The sequence below is a fragment of the Crossiella sp. CA198 genome, assembly GCF_052078295.1.
Classification (GTDB): domain Bacteria; phylum Actinomycetota; class Actinomycetes; order Mycobacteriales; family Pseudonocardiaceae; genus Crossiella.
In genome coordinates, this window is sequence record NZ_JBQJIM010000011.1 from 167,324 (window position 1) to 182,573 (window position 15,250).

11 protein-coding genes are annotated in these 15,250 nt (G+C 69.3%); 7 read left to right on the forward strand and 4 right to left on the reverse strand.

The genetic code is table 11. From position 1 onward, the window contains the following. Positions 1-9: 9 nt before the first annotated feature. Entirely contained in the window at positions 10-1,323 is a 1,314-nt protein-coding gene (locus tag ACTOWY_RS19955; protein WP_441311147.1) for a cytochrome P450, read from the forward strand. Here ACTOWY_RS19955 and ACTOWY_RS19960 read toward each other — a convergent pair. After that, positions 1,304-1,681 (reverse strand): hypothetical protein, encoded by a 378-nt coding sequence (locus ACTOWY_RS19960; RefSeq protein ID WP_441311148.1) that lies wholly within the window; start codon positions 1,679-1,681, stop codon positions 1,304-1,306. The two genes, ACTOWY_RS19955 and ACTOWY_RS19960, sit on opposite strands and share 20 nt — an antisense overlap. Before the next feature lie 112 nt (positions 1,682-1,793). Continuing rightward, positions 1,794-3,575, reverse strand: a complete 1,782-nt coding sequence (locus tag ACTOWY_RS19965; RefSeq protein ID WP_441311149.1) for a discoidin domain-containing protein — start codon at positions 3,573-3,575, stop codon at positions 1,794-1,796. Between the two features lie 416 nt (positions 3,576-3,991). Between ACTOWY_RS19965 and arfB the strand changes: the two genes are divergently transcribed. Next, entirely contained in the window at positions 3,992-4,417 is a 426-nt protein-coding gene (gene arfB, locus ACTOWY_RS19970; RefSeq protein WP_441311150.1) for an alternative ribosome rescue aminoacyl-tRNA hydrolase ArfB, read from the forward strand. 29 nt (positions 4,418-4,446) lie between these two features. Further along, positions 4,447-5,445: a GTP 3',8-cyclase MoaA gene (moaA, locus tag ACTOWY_RS19975; RefSeq protein WP_441311151.1), complete on the forward strand. Its 999-nt coding sequence runs from the start codon at positions 4,447-4,449 to the stop codon at positions 5,443-5,445. A gap of 9 nt (positions 5,446-5,454) precedes the next feature. Here the strand turns inward: moaA and ACTOWY_RS19980 are convergent, their stop codons facing one another. Both ACTOWY_RS19980 and ACTOWY_RS19985 read right to left on the reverse strand, forming a co-directional pair. Then, positions 5,455-6,900 carry an NAD(P)H-dependent oxidoreductase subunit E gene (locus tag ACTOWY_RS19980; RefSeq protein ID WP_441311152.1) on the reverse strand — a complete coding sequence of 482 codons (1,446 nt, stop codon included), beginning with the start codon at positions 6,898-6,900 and terminating at the stop codon, positions 5,455-5,457. 57 nt (positions 6,901-6,957) lie between these two features. Further along, entirely contained in the window at positions 6,958-7,950 is a 993-nt protein-coding gene (locus ACTOWY_RS19985; protein WP_441311153.1) for a 2-dehydropantoate 2-reductase, read from the reverse strand. A gap of 193 nt (positions 7,951-8,143) precedes the next feature. Here ACTOWY_RS19985 and ACTOWY_RS19990 point away from each other — a divergent pair, with 193 nt between their 5' ends. The 4 genes from ACTOWY_RS19990 to ACTOWY_RS20005 all read left to right on the forward strand — a co-directional run bounded on the left by ACTOWY_RS19990 (position 8,144) and on the right by ACTOWY_RS20005 (position 15,151). After that, positions 8,144-9,811, forward strand: coding sequence for a SelB domain-containing protein (locus ACTOWY_RS19990; RefSeq protein WP_441311154.1), 1,668 nt, complete (start codon positions 8,144-8,146; stop codon positions 9,809-9,811). Between the two features lie 219 nt (positions 9,812-10,030). Continuing rightward, positions 10,031-11,758, forward strand: a complete 1,728-nt coding sequence (locus ACTOWY_RS19995) for a thiamine pyrophosphate-binding protein (protein WP_441311155.1) — start codon at positions 10,031-10,033, stop codon at positions 11,756-11,758. Between the two features lie 21 nt (positions 11,759-11,779). Beyond that, on the forward strand, positions 11,780-13,009 hold the full coding sequence (gene frc, locus ACTOWY_RS20000) for a formyl-CoA transferase (protein ID WP_441311156.1): 1,230 nt from the start codon (positions 11,780-11,782) through the stop codon (positions 13,007-13,009). Between the two features lie 3 nt (positions 13,010-13,012). Further along, the gene (locus ACTOWY_RS20005; RefSeq protein ID WP_441311157.1) at positions 13,013-15,151 is read left to right on the forward strand and encodes an acetate--CoA ligase family protein; all 2,139 of its coding nucleotides are present in this window, start codon (positions 13,013-13,015) and stop codon (positions 15,149-15,151) included. The last annotated feature ends 99 nt before the right edge of the window (positions 15,152-15,250 follow it).

The following is a 15,250-nucleotide window of genomic DNA, read 5'->3' on the forward strand; positions in this document are numbered from 1 at the left end:
AATCCATCCGTGGCAGACGCGACCGAGGTGATCTTCAACCCGGACACCTACCTGACCGGGGTGCCGCACGCCGAGCTGGCCGAGTTGCGCGAGCGGGCGGCCGTGGTGTGGATGCCCGAACCCGCGGTGGACACCTGGAACGCCGGACCTGGTTTCTGGGCGGTGTTGCGGCACGCCGAGGTCAAGGAGGTGCTGCGCACCCCGAAGATCTACTCCTCGCAACTGGGCGCCACCCAGATCCGCGATCCCGCCACCCCCGCCGACTTGGCCTACGTGCGGCGGATGATGCTCAACCTGGACCCGCCCGAACACGCCCGGCTACGCACCCTCCTCGCCAAGGCGTTCACCCCGCGCACCATCGCCCGCCTGGAGGACCGCATCCAGCAGTGGGCACACGACCTGGTCGCCGCCGTGGCCGGGCGCGGCGAATGCGATTTCGCCAAGGAGGTCGCCGCCGACCTGCCACTGCTCACCCTGGCCGAGGTGTTCGGGGTGCCACGCGAGGACCGCTGGCTGATGTTCGACTGGAGCAACCGGGCCATCGGCTACCAGGACCCCGAATACGCGGTGAGCAGCCAGGTCGACGGCAGCGGCTCCAGCCCGATGGCCCAGGCCGCGCTGGCCTTGCGACCGGCGCCCGATGAACACGGCCGGGTGCCGGATCCGCGGACCAGGGCCGGGATGCCGGACCTCTACGCCTACGCGCGGGCCCTCGGCGAGCACAAGCGGGCCCATCCCGGCGAGGACGTGATGAGCAACCTGATGCGGCAAGGCGAGGCCGTGAGCATCGAGGAGTTCGAGAACCTGTTCTGGCTGTTCTCGGTGGCGGGCAACGAAACCCTGCGCAACGGCATCCCCGGCGGACTCATCTCGCTCATGTCCACTGTGGACGACTATCGCCGGGTGCTGGCCGATCGGTCGCTGCTGCCGGGCATGGTGGAGGAGATGCTGCGCTGGTGGACGCCGGTGATGCACTTCCGGCGAACGGCCACAGTGGACACCCGGCTCGGCGGTGTGGACATCGCCGCCGGGGACAAGGTGGTGGTGTGGTTCAGCTCGGCCAACCGGGACGAACGCGCCTTCTCCGACCCGGACCGCTTCGACCCGGCCCGCCAGCCCAACGATCACCTCGGCTTCGGCCACGGCCCGCACTTCTGCCTGGGCGCGCACCTCGCGCGAGTGCAACTGCGGGCCATGTTCACCGCGGTCTTCGACCAGCTCGGCGAGGTCGAACCGAACGGTCCGGTGACCCGGCTGCGGTCCAACTTCCAGAACGGGGTGAAGCGGCTGCCGATCCGCTGGTCTAGTCGACCCGCTGGCTGACCGCGTTCGCCGCGCAGCTGTTCACCGACACCCGCGGCGTGTCCTTGGCCCCGGCCTGCACGCCGAGCTTGCAGCGCAACGCGCCGTCACCGGCCGGTAGCAGCTTGGCGTCGACCTGCAGCACGGTGCCGCTGGGCACCACCTGGGCGTGCTGGGCCTCACCGACCCGCAACGTTTCGGTCAGCCGGATCTCCACCTTGCCCTCGGTGGTCTGACCGGTCCGTTCGGCGTTGGCCTCGCCCTGGCGGATCGGCGCGCCGCTCAGCCCGGTCATGATGCCGTGGATGTACAGGCCCGCCGCGCCGATCGCGGCAACACAGCAGGTCAGCAGCAGGATGTCCCGAGTTCGTTTCCCCACGCCCTCCACCATGCGGCACCGGCGGCGCGGATGGCTCGGACTTTCGGCCAGGAAAACTCAGCCGAGTGGCCAAAGCCGTGCGCACCGCCGGTGCCCGGATGATCGCGCAGGGTCAGGACACGAACGCCGAACCCAGCCAGGCCTCGTCCACCCGCAGCCGCTTGTGCCGGGTGCCGTCACTGGCGGCGGCCCAGGTGCTGACCACCTCCAGGCGGACATGCCGGGCGGTGGTCTGCGGGATGTCCACAAAGGACACGCCGCGGTGGCTGGCCAGCTGACCGGAGGCCACCGGCGAACCCCAGTTGCCGCCGTCGTCGCTCACGTAGACCCGGTAGTCCTTGATCCGCGCGGACTGCTCGGTGCCGGAGCGGGCATAGCTCACCGAATCCTCCCGCTGGTTCACCGCCAGGTAGCGCACCGGCTTGGCCGAACCGAGGTCGAAGCGCAACGAGACCGGGGTGGACTTGTTGCTGTCCCAGTAGGTGGCGTGGTTGCCGTCGTTGACCGCGGCCGCGGCGTGCCCCGAGGCCGAGGCGGAGGCGGACACGGTGAAGGCCGAGGACGGGTAGACCCCGGCCCGGCCGTCGGTGTCCACCCGGAACACGGTGTCGTACTCGTTCCAGCCGGTCACCCCGGTCAGCGTCAGCGAACCGTTGGCCTGGCTGAAGGACACCGGGTTCCCGGTGCGCAGGTTGGTCACCTTGGCCACCTGGTACCCGTTGTCCCGCAGGCGAAGCGTGCTGCCGGATGGGCGGTTGAGCACGTGGATGTAGTGCCGGTTCGGATCGGCCTTAGCCACCGTGGTGACCCCGTGCGCGCCGTCGTTCCAGAAGCCCGGCTTGAGCCCGCCGTGCCCGTACCCGCCGCCGTGCACGCCGTAGATCGACTCCCGGATCTCGCCGAAGAAGTTCGCGGCGAAGTTGTTGAACGCCACCTGTTTCGACGGGAATTTCCCGTTCACCATGGCGGTCTCGGCCATCAGCGCCTTGACGTCGGAGCCCAGGTTGGTCAGATAGCGGCCGATAGTGAGCTTGTAGTCCACGGTCGAATCCGAGCCGGAGTACCACCAGGCGCCCGCGGAGGGCAGCTTGAAGCAGGCCTCGATCAGGCGCGGCGCGGCGGTGTAGACGGCCTGCGGGTAGTCGTAGTTCGGTGACATGCCGGTCTTCTGCTCATTGCTGATGGTGTCCATGATCGGCGTGTCTTCGTTGTTGTTGCTCAGCAGGAAATGCGGCCGCTCCTTGCGGATGCGCTCGTAGAGGCCGGTGCGCTCCCAGTAGGCGTTGTCGTTGTCGATCCAGAACCCGGACAGCTCCGGATACCGTTGCGCCACTTCGACAATGCTGTCCGAGCTGAACTCGCCGAACCCGTCCCGGGTGGTGATGTCGACATTCCGGCCCTTGTACCTGGAATATGCCGCCGAGTCCAGCCAACTGCCACTGGGCCGGCCTTCCTGGTGCCACTGCGGGTCGTCGGTCATGTACATGATGACCTTCATGTCCCGCTTGTTCGCCGCGTCCAGGAGTTCCCGGACGAAGTCCCGCTTGGTGGAGCAGCTGCCGGGCACCTTGGACGGCCAGGCCTTGCTGTAGCCCAGCCTGCTGTGGAAGGAGGCCAGCACCAGATACTGCGCGTGCAGCTTCTGCGCCTCGGTGATCCAGTAGTCCGGGCTCCAGCCGCCGGAGGTGATCGCGTTCTCCCAGGCGGAGCAGCTGGTGTAGCCGGGCGAGGTGCGCATGCCCCAGTGCAGGAACAGCCCCGCGGTGGAGGCTCGCAACCAGTCCTGGCGGGGGTGCTGTACCTCCGCGGTGGCCGGGGTCACGCCCAGGCCGAGCAGAGCGAGAACGGAAAACAGGACGACGATGGCGGAACGTCGCCGACCGGGTGCGGACATCAGAATGCCTCCTCGACGCGGCGGGTGCGCCCCAGGATCTACCGCCGAGGGTGGGCGGCGGCAAGAGGTCATCGGAGGTCTGGCGGCAGACGGCCGCCATTTGGATCGATCCAGTCCACTCGGCCCCACCCGGACAGCCGAGGTCTACCCCACCCCCACACCGAGTGTTGGCCGATCTGGTACGCCGAGTTGGCCGAAGTGGTACGGGTCGTTGGCCCAAGTGGGACGCCGACTTGGGCCAAGTGGGACGTCGGGTTGGCCCAAGTGGGACGGCGGGTTGGCCCAAGTTGGCGGGGATCGGTCCGTAACGGCCAACTCGGCGTACGACAACGGCCAACACGCCGTCTATTTCGGCCAACACTCGGGGTGGGGGAATGTGGTTGGTGTGGGTGGGGGTGGTGGGGCATTCTTGGGGTATGGCCGAGGACCTGCGGGTTAACGCCGCGCTGGTGATCCCCGGCGCGGAGCTGAGTGAACGGTTCTCCAGGTCCTCCGGGCCTGGTGGACAGGGGGTCAACACGGCGGACAGCCGGGTGGAGTTGTCCTTTGACGTCGCCGGGTCCCGGGTGCTGGCCGAGCATGTGCGGCGGCGGGCGCTGGCGCGGCTGGCGCCTCGGCTGATCGACGGCGTGGTGACGATCGCGGCTTCGGAGTATCGGACGCAGCTGGCCAATCGCAAGGCCGCGCGGGAACGCCTGGCCAGCCTGTTGCGGGACGCGGTGTTGCCGCCCGCGCCGCCGCGGCGGGCGACCAAGCCGAGCCGGGGAGCCCGGGAGCGGCGGCTGACGGCCAAGCATCAGCGGGGCGCGTTGAAGCGGGATCGGCGTAGTACCGACGACTAGGTTCCCGCTTTTTGGCATACAATATGCAGATGACCGGTCTTGGGCTGCTGGACTCGTTCGGCCGGGTGGCGACGGACCTGCGGGTCTCGCTGCTCGACCGGTGCAATCTGCGCTGCACCTACTGTATGCCCGAGCAGGGTCTGGACTGGCTGGCGAAGCCGGATTTGTTGACTGGCGCGGAGTTCGTCCGGTTGATCGGCATCGCGGTGCGTGAGCTGGGTGTCCGGGATGTGCGGTTCACCGGTGGCGAACCGTTGCTGCGGCGGGATCTGGCCGACATCGTGCGTGGCGTGGCTGCACTGGAACCTCGGCCGCGGATCGCGTTGACCACCAATGGGATTGGACTGGTGCGCGCTGCTGACGCACTGGCCGCGGCGGGGTTGGACCGGGTGAACGTCTCCCTGGACACGTTGCGGGCGCCGCGATTCCTGCGGATCACCCGGCGGGATCGGCTTGATCAGGTACTGGCCGGGTTGCGGGCGGCGCGGCGCGCCGGGCTGGGACCGGTCAAGGTGAACGCGGTGTTGTTGCGTGGGATCAATGAGGATGAGGCGGCGCCGTTGCTGCGGTTCTGCCTGGCGGCCGGGTACCAGTTGCGGTTCATCGAGCAGATGCCCCTGGATCCGCAGCACGGGTGGGACCGGGACGCGATGGTGTCCGCGGCGGAAATCCTGGCGATGCTGCGACGGGAGTTCGAGTTGACGCCGGAGCCGGGGGAGCGCGGCTCGGCGCCAGCCGAGCGGTGGCTGGTCGACGGGGGACCGGCGACCGTGGGCGTGATCGGCTCGGTCACCCGGCCGTTCTGCGCGGACTGCGCGCGGACCCGGCTCACCGCGGACGGGCAGGTGCGATCCTGTCTGTTCGCGCACACCGAGACCGACCTGCGGGCCGCCCTGCGCGGTGGCGCGAGTGACGCTGAACTGGCCGGGCTGTGGCGGGCGGCCATGTGGGCCAAGCCCGCCGGACACGGGATCGACCGGCCCGGATTCGCGCAGCCGGACCGGCCGATGAGCGCCATCGGCGGCTGACCCGCCGGCTCAGCGATCCCGCTCCTCATCCAGCAGCACCACCGAACCCGGACCGGCCGCGGGCAGCGGGCGATCCAGGTGCAGCGGACGGGTGAGGGTGCCGTTGATCAGCGCGGCGCGGGGCGTGCGGCCGGTCAACGCGCCGCCCGCCGCGGCCAGCAGGCGGCTCAGCGTGGTGCCGCGCGGCAACTCGTACACGCCGGGGCGGCGGAAGATGCCGGAGGCGCTGTACAGGCGGGAGCCCGTGGGCAGCCCGGTGATCACCGGCGGGACGGCGATCAGGGTCTCCACCGAGTGCACGATCACCGGTTTGCCCGCCAGCACCGGTTCGGCCGGGAACGGCGGCATGCCACGGGACTCGCCGCGGCGGCCGGGATAGGCGCCGCCACCGCGGCGGATCTCCAGGTCGAAACTGTGACCGGAGCCGAGGATGTTGCGGCCCAGCAACCCTTTCTCCCGGGCCTGGGCGACCGCTTCGGTGATCGCCTGGCGGGCGCGCGGGTACTCGCCGCGCAGGTGCAGGTAGCCGTGGCGGCTGCCGGTGGCGATGGCGGCGATGGTCATCGCCTCCACCACCGCGAACGGATCGCCCTCCAGGAGCACCCGGTCGGCGAAGGCGGCCGGGTGGCTCTCGTCGGCGTCGCACACCAGGTAGTGCGGGCTTTCCTGTTGTCCGGCAAGCACTTCCCAGCTCCGCGCGACCGGCACGCCCGCGCCGTCCCGGCTGGGCAGACCGGATTCCCGGACCAGGCGCAGGATCTCCGCCGGGCCCATCCGCAGCGCGTGGTGCAGGGCGGTGTAGCCGCCGGTGTTGAGGTAGTCGGACAGACTGGCCGGGTCGACCTGGCCGATCCGGCGCAGCAGCACCAGGTTCTCGCCACCGGACTGGGGCGCGGCGGCCGCGGCCGGGGGTTCCGGCCGGGCGCGGCGCAGGTCCAGCGCGGCGGAAATCGTGGCGTCCACAGTGGATGGTGCGGAGACGGCGGTGCGCGGTGGCTCGCCCGCCTCCAGGATCAGGGCGGCCGGGGCGCGTTCGCACAGGCCGAGGCAGGGCGAACGCTGCCAGATCACCCCGCCCGCGGGGCGGTCGGCCGGACCCAGGCGACGTTCCAGGGTCCGGCACAGGGTGGTGGATCCCGTTGCGCGGCAAGCGGGTCCGGCGCACACGTGCAGCACCCGGCGCGGCCGGGGCCGCAGCGAGAACAGGGCGCACGAGGAAGCGACGCCGAAGACCTCGGCCGCCGAGAGGGTGAGCCGGCGGGACAGGTAGTCCAGTGCCGCCTCGCTGATCCAGCCCACCCGGTCGTTGAGCGCGTGCAGGGCGGGCAACAGCAGGTCGTGCGGACTGGCGGGGAGCCCGCCGTCACTCCGACCGGAGGACGACGGGGCCAGCACGACATCGATCGCCGCACGTTCCTCAGTGGACGGTGCGGTGTCACGAGAACGGGAATCCATGAGCTGCCCCCGGGAGGTCAGGCAGGAGGGAGGGAGAGGGCCTGGCGGAGCAGGCCGTTAAGAAGCGACCGCGGTGGGCAGCCGGGTGACCGAATCGTTGAGCAGATCGGCCACCGCGTGGATCGCCTTGAGCGTGGGCACCTCGGCGCCGGTCAGCGCGGCCAGTTCGACCACCGCCGCCAGGATCACGTCCAGTTCCAGGGGTTTGCCCTTCTCCAGGTCCTGGAGCGTGGACGTCTTGTGCTCACCGGCACGTTCGGCCCCGGCCAGCCGTCGTTCGATGGAGATCTCGGGGTGGGACCCCAGCCGTCGCGCGACCTCCAGGGTCTCCCGCATCATCGACACCACCAGTTCCCTGGTACTGCGGTGCTTGCAGATGGCGGCCATGGTGGAACGGGTCAGCGCGGAGATCGGGTTGAACGCGATGTTGCCCATCAGCTTGAGCCAGATGTCCTTGCGGAGATCGGCTTCCACCGGACACTTGAGCCCACCTTCGATCATGGCCGTGGAGAAGTCCAGGCAGCGGGCGGAGATCGACTGGTCCGGCTCGCCGATGGAGAAGCGGGTGCCCTCCAGGTGGCGGATGACGCCGGGAGCCTCGATCTCGGTGGCCGCGTAGACCACGCAGCCGATGGCCCGCTGGACCGGGAGTGCGGCGCTGACCGCGCCGTCGGGGTCCACGCTGTTGATCCGGTGGTTGTGGAAAGGGCCGGGCAGACCGTGGAAGTACCACCACGGAATCCCGTTCTGCGCAGCGATGATGGTGGTGCGCTCGTGTAACAGCGGCTCGATCATCCGGCCCGCGGCGGCGTACGAGTTCGCCTTGAGGCCAAGGAAGATGTGGTCCACCGGGCCGACCTCGGCCGGGTCATCGGTTGCGTGTGGGCGGGCATGGAAGTCGCCGCGGTCGGAGAGCACCCGAACCCCGGCTTCGCGGATGGCCGATAGATGCGCACCGCGGGCGATGAGATGAACCTGCGCTCCGGCACGGTGTAGGGCTGCACCCACGTACGCGCCGATGGCGCCGGCACCAAGAACAGCGATTCGCACATCACTCTCCTGTTCTTGTGTCGACAACTCATTCAGCATACAGTATGGAGTAGCCCGGTCAACGGGCCGCACGCGGCAGCGACCGCGTGGGTGAGGAGGCGTTGCGGTGCCTGAAGGGTTCGGGTTCCAGTCGCTCCCGCCGATGCGCGTGGTCGCCACTGCTGGAAGCGCCGGAGCCGGCACATCCACCCTGGTGCGAGCGCTCACCGGACGGGATCCGTGGGCACGTCTGCCCTCGGGGCGGGTACTGGCATTGGTCGATCGCGCACCCGGCGCGGTCCAGGCGAGCGTGGCCACCGCCGAGGCGGTGGTGGTCGTGGTCGCGGCCGACCAGGAGTTCTCCGCCGAGCTGGCGAGGCAACTGGATGTGTTGCACGCCTTGGACATCCGGCACGGGTTGCTGGTGGTGACCCGGTCCGACCTGGCCGATCCTGGCCCGGTGCTGCGGCGGAGCAGGCGCGCGCTGGCCACCGGCGCGCTCGGCCGGATCGAGTGCGCGGTGGTGAGCGCGCGCACCGGCGCGGGCATCGACCGGTTGCGCTCGCTGCTGGACCGGCTGGCCGCCGCGCTGCCCCCGCCGCCGGAGGTCCCGGTGCGGCTGTGGCTGGACGAGGTCGCCGAAGCGGCGGCGGAGGAGGAGAAGGGGGCGCTGGTCACCGGCACCCTGACCGCCGGATCGATCGAGACCGGCGCCGAACTCGCCCTCGGACCCGAGGACCGGCGGGTGCGGGTCGGCGGCCTCGAATCGTTGCGGTGTCAGGTGTCCGCCTTGTCCGGTCCGGCCCGGATCACGGTGCACCTGCCCGAGGCGCGACCGGAGGAACTACCCGTGGGCGCCGCGCTGGTGACCCCGGGCCGGTGGCGGCACGTCAGCGTGCTCGACGTGCGGCTGCGCCCGCTGCCCGGCCGCAAACTGGACGGGGTCGCCGGCGATCTGGAGCTGGGCTGCGGTTCGGCCCGGCAACCGGTGTTCACCAGGGTCCTGGACGGCGATATCGCGCGACTGCGGCTCAGTGAGCCGCTGCCGCTGCGCATCGGCGACCGCGGCCTGCTGCGCGGCGGCGAGGAGATCCTGGCCGGGTTCACCGTGCTGGACATCCTGCCGCCCGAACTGGGCAGCGAGGCGGAGCTGATCGCACGCGGAAACGAACTGATGAGTCGGTCAGGGATTCCCAACGGCCAGGACGAACTGCGCAGGCGTGGTCTGGTCCGGGCAGGCGACCTGCTCGCCATGGGCGCGGGCCTGCCACTGGCGCCCAGGGCGGGGGACTGGCTGATCGACCCGGCCCGGCTGGACGAACTGTGCGGGCAACTGGCCGAACTAGTGCGCGCCCGCGCGCGCGAACAACCCTATGACCCCGGCGTGCCCAAGGCGGAAGCGGTGGCACTGCTGGCTTTGCCACACCGAAGACTGCTCGAACCGGTGGCGAGAGCGGCTCGTGACCTCGGTGTGCGGATCAACCAGGGCCGGCTGGTGCTGGCCGAGAACGGGAGCGAACTCCCGCTGCCGGTGCGGCAGGCGATCGAGGCGTTGCGGGCCGAGCTGGCGCGCACTCCTTTTCTCGCACCGGAAGCCGATCAGCTGACCGCGCTGCGACTGACCCCCAAGTCACTCGCGGCGGCCGTGCGCACCGGATTGCTGCTGCGCCTGGCCGACGGCGTCTACCTGGGACCGGACGCGGTGGAACGGGCGGTGGCGGTGCTGTGCGCGCTCCCACAACCCTTCACCGTGGCCGCGGCCCGAACCGCGCTCGGCACCTCCCGCCGGGTCGCGGTGCCCCTGCTGGAACTGCTCGACACCAAGCGGATCACCCTCCGGCTGCCCGACAGCCGGCGTCGGATTCGCCCGGAACACGACTGATGAAGGGCCCTCGATGGGTGGAATTCCGTCGAGCGGCTGACCTGTGGACCCTGGACAACGTTTGCTCGACGGAGTATCACTAAACCACCATACGGTATGCAGTATGGGGATCGAGTGGTGTGCGGTCCGCGCAACGTCGGCCTTCACCAGTCACCACCAAACCAGCCCGGCTCGCCCAGAGCAGACGAGTGGGCAGCGACGTGAGGAGATGACGCACCTATGGCGCAGACTGCCGAGGCACCCCCCAGCGCCAGTCAGGTCGAGGTGAAGGAGACCGGAGCAGGTCTCATCTCGGGCGGCCACCTGGTGGCGAAGGCACTCAAGGCCGAAGGCGTCGACGTGGTGTTCACTCTGTGTGGCGGCCACATCATCGACATCTACGACGGCTGTGTCGACGAGGGCATCGAGGTCATCGACGTCCGGCACGAGCAGGTCGCCGCGCACGCGGCCGACGGCTACGCCCGGATCACCGGCAAACCGGGTTGCGCGGTAGTCACCGCGGGACCCGGCACCACCGACGCGGTCACCGGCGTGGCCAACGCGCTGCGCGCGGAGAGCCCGATGCTGCTCATCGGCGGCCAGGGCGCGCTGAGCCAGCACAAGATGGGCTCACTGCAGGACCTGCCGCACGTGGACATGATGGCCCCGATCACCAAGTTCTCCGCCACCGTGCCGGACACCGCCCGCGCGGCCGACATGGTCTCGATGGCCTTCCGCGAGTGCTACCACGGCGCGCCCGGCCCGTCCTTCCTGGAAATCCCCAGGGACGTGCTGGACGCCTCGGTGCCGCTGGAGAAGGCCAGGATCCCCAAGGCAGGCGCCTACCGGGCCTCCACCCGTTCAGCCGGTGACCCCGAGGCGATCGAGAAGCTGGCCGACCTGCTGACCCAGGCCGAGAAGCCGTGCATCCTGCTCGGCAGCCAGGTCTGGACCACCCGGGGCACCGACGCGGCGATCGACCTGGTCCGCGGCCTCAACATCCCCGCCTACATGAACGGCGCCGCCCGCGGCACCCTGCCGCCCGGCGACCCGCACCACTACCAGCTCTCCCGCCGCTACGCCTTCACCAACGCCGACCTGATCATCATCGTCGGCACCCCGTTCGACTTCCGGATGGGTTACGGCAAGCGGCTTTCCGCCGACGCCACCGTGGTCCAGATCGACCTGGACTACCGCACCGTCGGCAAGAACCGGGACATCGACCTGGGCATCGTCGGCGACGCGGGCCTGGTGCTCTCCCAGGTCCTGGCCGCCACCACCGGCCGGATCAGCAACGGCGCCACCAGTCGCAAGGCCTGGCTGGAGGAGCTGCGGGCGGTGGAGGAGCAGTCACTCGGCAAGCGGATGGCGCGGCAGCTGTCCAATGCCAACCCGATCGACCCCTACCGCCTGGTGCACGAGATCAACGAGTTCCTCACCGAGGACTCCATCTACATCGGCGACGGCGGCGACATCGTCACCTTCTCCGGCCAGGTGGTCCAGCCCAAATCGCCGGGTCACTGGATGGACCCGGGGCCCCTGGGCACCCTCGGCGTCGGCATCCCGTTCGTGCTGGCCGCCAAGTACGCCCGCCCGGACAAGGAGGTCGTCGCGCTCTTCGGCGACGGCGCGTTCTCCCTGACTGGCTGGGACTTCGAGACCCTGGTCCGGTACAACCTGCCGTTCGTGGGCATCGTGGGCAACAACTCCTCGATGAACCAGATCCGCTACGGCCAGGCCGTCAAGTACGGCGAGGACCGCGGCCGGATCGGCAACACCCTCGGCGATGTGCCGTATGACCAGTTCGCCAAGATCCTCGGCGGCTACGGCGAGGAAGTCCGCGACCCCGCCGACATCACACCCGCCCTGCAGCGTGCCCGCGAGTCCGGGCTGCCCTCGCTGATCAACGTGTGGGTGGACCCCGACGTGTACGCGCCGGGCACCATGAACCAGACCATGTACAAGTAGGTCCGGAGGGGGAAAGCCGTTATGGGACAAGCACTCGAAGGTGTTCGCGTCCTCGACATGACGCACGTCCAGTCCGGGCCGTCGGCCACCCAGATCCTGGCCTGGCTGGGCGCGGACGTGGTCAAGCTGGAGGCGCCCAGCGGGGACATCACCCGCAAGCAGCTGCGCGACATCCCCGATGTCGACAGCCTCTACTTCACCATGCTCAACTGCAACAAGCGCAGCATCACGCTGAACATGAAGAGCGACAAGGGCAAGGAGCTGTTCACCAAGCTCGTGTCCGATGTGGACATCCTGGTGGAGAACTTCGGTCCAGGCGCGGTGGACCGGATGGGCTTCACCTGGGAGAAACTCCAGGAGATCAACCCGAGGCTGATCTACGCCTCCATCAAGGGTTTCGGCGACGGCCCCTACACGCACTACAAGGCGTATGAGGTCGTGGCCCAGGCCATGGGCGGCTCGATGACCAGCACCGGCTTCGAGGACGGCCCGCCGCTGGCCACCGGAGCGCAGATCGGCGACTCCGGCACCGGCATCCACACCGTGGCGGGCATCCTGGCCGCGCTGTACCAGCGGGAGTCCACCGACCGCGGCCAGCGGGTCACCGTGGCCATGCAGCACGCGGTGCTCAACCTGTGCCGGGTCAAGCTGCGCGACCAGCAGCGCCTGGCGCACGGACCCCTGGCCGAGTACCCGAACGAGGAGTTCACCGACGAGGTGCCGCGTTCGGGCAACGCCTCCGGCGGCGGACAGCCCGGCTGGGCGGTCAAGTGCAGTCCCGGCGGGCCCAACGACTACGTCTACGTGATCGTGCAGCCCGTGGGCTGGCAGCCCATCGCCGAGCTGATCGGGCGGCCGGAACTCGCCGAGGACCCCGAGTGGGCCACCCCGGAGGCCCGGCTGCCCAAGCTGGACAAGATGTTCCAGCTCATCGAGGAGTGGACGGTCCACCACACCAAGCGCGAAGTCCTGGCGATGCTCAATGCCAAGAACGTCCCCTGTGGACCGATTCTGTCCACAAAGGAACTGATCGAGGACGAATCGCTGGTGGCCAACGAGATGGTGGTCACGGTGGACCACCCCGAACGCGGCGCGTTCAAGACCGTGGGCATGCCGCTCAAGCTGTCGGACTCCCCGGCCAAGGTCGAGCGCTCCCCGCTGCTCGGCGAGCACAACGAGGACGTGTACGTGAAGGAGCTGGGCGTCTCCGTCCCGGAACTGGCCCAGCTCAAGGCGAACGGAGTGATCTGAGCCATGGTGGCTTACGACAAGGCCGCGGTTCGCGAAGTCCTGGACAAAGCGCGCGCCGAGGGCCGCGAGTCGCTCAGCGCCCCCGAGGGCAAGCGGCTCTGCGACGCCTACGGCATCCCGACGCCTGGCGAGGGACTCGCGGCCACCGCCGACGAAGCGGTGGCCCTGGCCGGTGAGATCGGCTTCCCGGTGGTGATGAAGATCGTCTCACCGGACATCCTGCACAAGACCGAGGCGGGCGGCGTCATCGTCGGCGTCACCGACGAGGCAGGCGCCCGCGCCTCCTACGAGAAGATCATCGCCAACGCCAAGGCGTACAAGGCGGACGCGGACATCACCGGTGTCCAGGTGCAGAAGCTGCTCGCCGAAGGGCAGGAGGTGATCATCGGCGCGACCACCGACGACACCTTCGGCAAGATCGTGGTCTTCGGCCTCGGCGGCGTGCTGGTGGAGGTCCTCAAGGACGTCACCTTCCGGCTGGCCCCCCTGGAACAGGGCGAGGCCCGCGCCATGGTGGAGGACATCAAGGCGGTGGAGATCCTGCGCGGGGTGCGCGGGGCCGACCCGGTGGACCTCGACGCACTGGCCGAGGTGGTCAAACGGCTCTCCGACCTGGTCACCGACTTCCCGGAGATCCGCGAACTCGACCTCAACCCGGTCTTCGCGGCCAAGGACTCCGCGATCGCCGCGGACGTCCGGGTGCTGGTGGAGACCGGCGAGATCACCGAGAAACACGTCTACTCCGACGAGGACATCATCATCGCGATGAACCGGCTGATGAAGCCGAAGAACATCGCGGTGATCGGCGCCTCCGCCGAGGACGGCAAGATCGGCAACTCGGTGATGAAGAACCTGGTCAACGGCGGTTACCAGGGCGGGATCTACCCGATCAACCCCAAGGCCGACGAGATCCTGGGGCGCAAGGCCTACAAGGCGGTCGGCGATGTCCCCGCCGACGTCGACGTCGCGGTCTTCGCCATCCCGGCCAAGTTCGTCGCCGGGGCGCTGGAGGAATGCGGCAAGAAGGGCATCCCGGCCGCGGTGCTCATCCCCTCCGGGTTCGCCGAGACCGGCAACCAGGAGTTGCAGGACGAGGTCGTGGCGATCGCGCACAAGTACAAGATCCGGCTGCTCGGACCCAATATCTACGGCTACTACTACACGCCGGAGAACCTCTGCGCGACCTTCTGCACGCCCTATGACGTCAAGGGCGGGGTGGCGCTGACCTCCCAGTCCGGCGGCATCGGGATGGCCATCCTCGGCTTCTCCCGCACCACCAAGATGGGTGTCTCGGCCATCGTCGGCCTCGGCAACAAGTCCGATGTGGACGAAGACGATCTGCTCACCTTCTTCGAGCAGGACGAGAACACCCAGTGCGTGGCCATGCACCTGGAGGACCTGAAGAACGGCCGTGCCTTCGTGCACGCGGCCAAGCGGATCACCAAGAAGAAGCCGGTGGTGGTGCTCAAGGCCGGGCGCACCTCGGCCGGGGCCAAGGCGGCCAGCTCGCACACCGGCGCGCTGGCCGGTGACGACAAGGTCTACGACGACATCCTGCGCCAGGCCGGGGTCGTGCGCGCCCCCGGGCTGAACGAGATGCTGGAATATGCCCGCGGGCTGCCGCTGCTGCCCACGCCCAAGGGCGAGAACGTCGTGATCATCACCGGCGCCGGTGGCTCCGGCGTGCTGCTGTCGGACGCCTGTGTCGACAATGGACTGTCCATGATGGAGATTCCACCCGACCTGGACGAGGCGTTCCGCAAGTTCATCCCGCCCTTCGGCGCGGCGGGCAACCCGATCGACATCACCGGCGGCGAACCGCCCTCCACCTACGAGGCCACCATCCGGCTCGGGCTGGAGGACCCGCGGATCCACGCGCTCATCCTCGGTTACTGGCACACCATCGTCACCCCGCCGATGGTCTTCGCCGAGGTGACCGCGCGAGTGGTCAACGAGGCGCGCGCGAAGGGCATCGACAAGCCGGTCGTGGCCTCACTCGCGGGTGACACCGAGGTCGAGCGGGCTAGTGAATACCTGTTCGACCATCGTATTGTCGCCTATCCCTACACCACGGAGCTGCCGGTCGCGGTGCTGGGAGCCAAGTACCGCTGGGCACGTGCGGCGGGACTGATCGAACAGTAAGGCGACGGCCGACCAGTGTGGTGGGGGTCCCGTCGGCCAGGCGGGACCCCCACCACACCAGGCCAGGGAGGTCAACGGGCGGAGTCCGAGAGTTCTCGT

Bases quoted from the DNA above. Each gene is read 5' to 3' on its own strand.
- ACTOWY_RS19980 (WP_441311152.1), bottom strand. From the start codon at position 6,900: ATGGATTCCCGTTCTCGTGACACCGCACCGTCCACTGAGGAACGTGCG.
- frc (WP_441311156.1), top strand. From the start codon at position 11,780: ATGGGACAAGCACTCGAAGGTGTTCGCGTCCTCGACATGACGCACGTC.
- ACTOWY_RS19965 (WP_441311149.1), bottom strand. From the start codon at position 3,575: ATGTCCGCACCCGGTCGGCGACGTTCCGCCATCGTCGTCCTGTTTTCC.
- ACTOWY_RS20005 (WP_441311157.1), top strand. From the start codon at position 13,013: ATGGTGGCTTACGACAAGGCCGCGGTTCGCGAAGTCCTGGACAAAGCG.
- arfB (WP_441311150.1), top strand. From the start codon at position 3,992: ATGGCCGAGGACCTGCGGGTTAACGCCGCGCTGGTGATCCCCGGCGCG.
- ACTOWY_RS19995 (WP_441311155.1), top strand. From the start codon at position 10,031: ATGGCGCAGACTGCCGAGGCACCCCCCAGCGCCAGTCAGGTCGAGGTG.
- moaA (WP_441311151.1), top strand. From the start codon at position 4,447: ATGACCGGTCTTGGGCTGCTGGACTCGTTCGGCCGGGTGGCGACGGAC.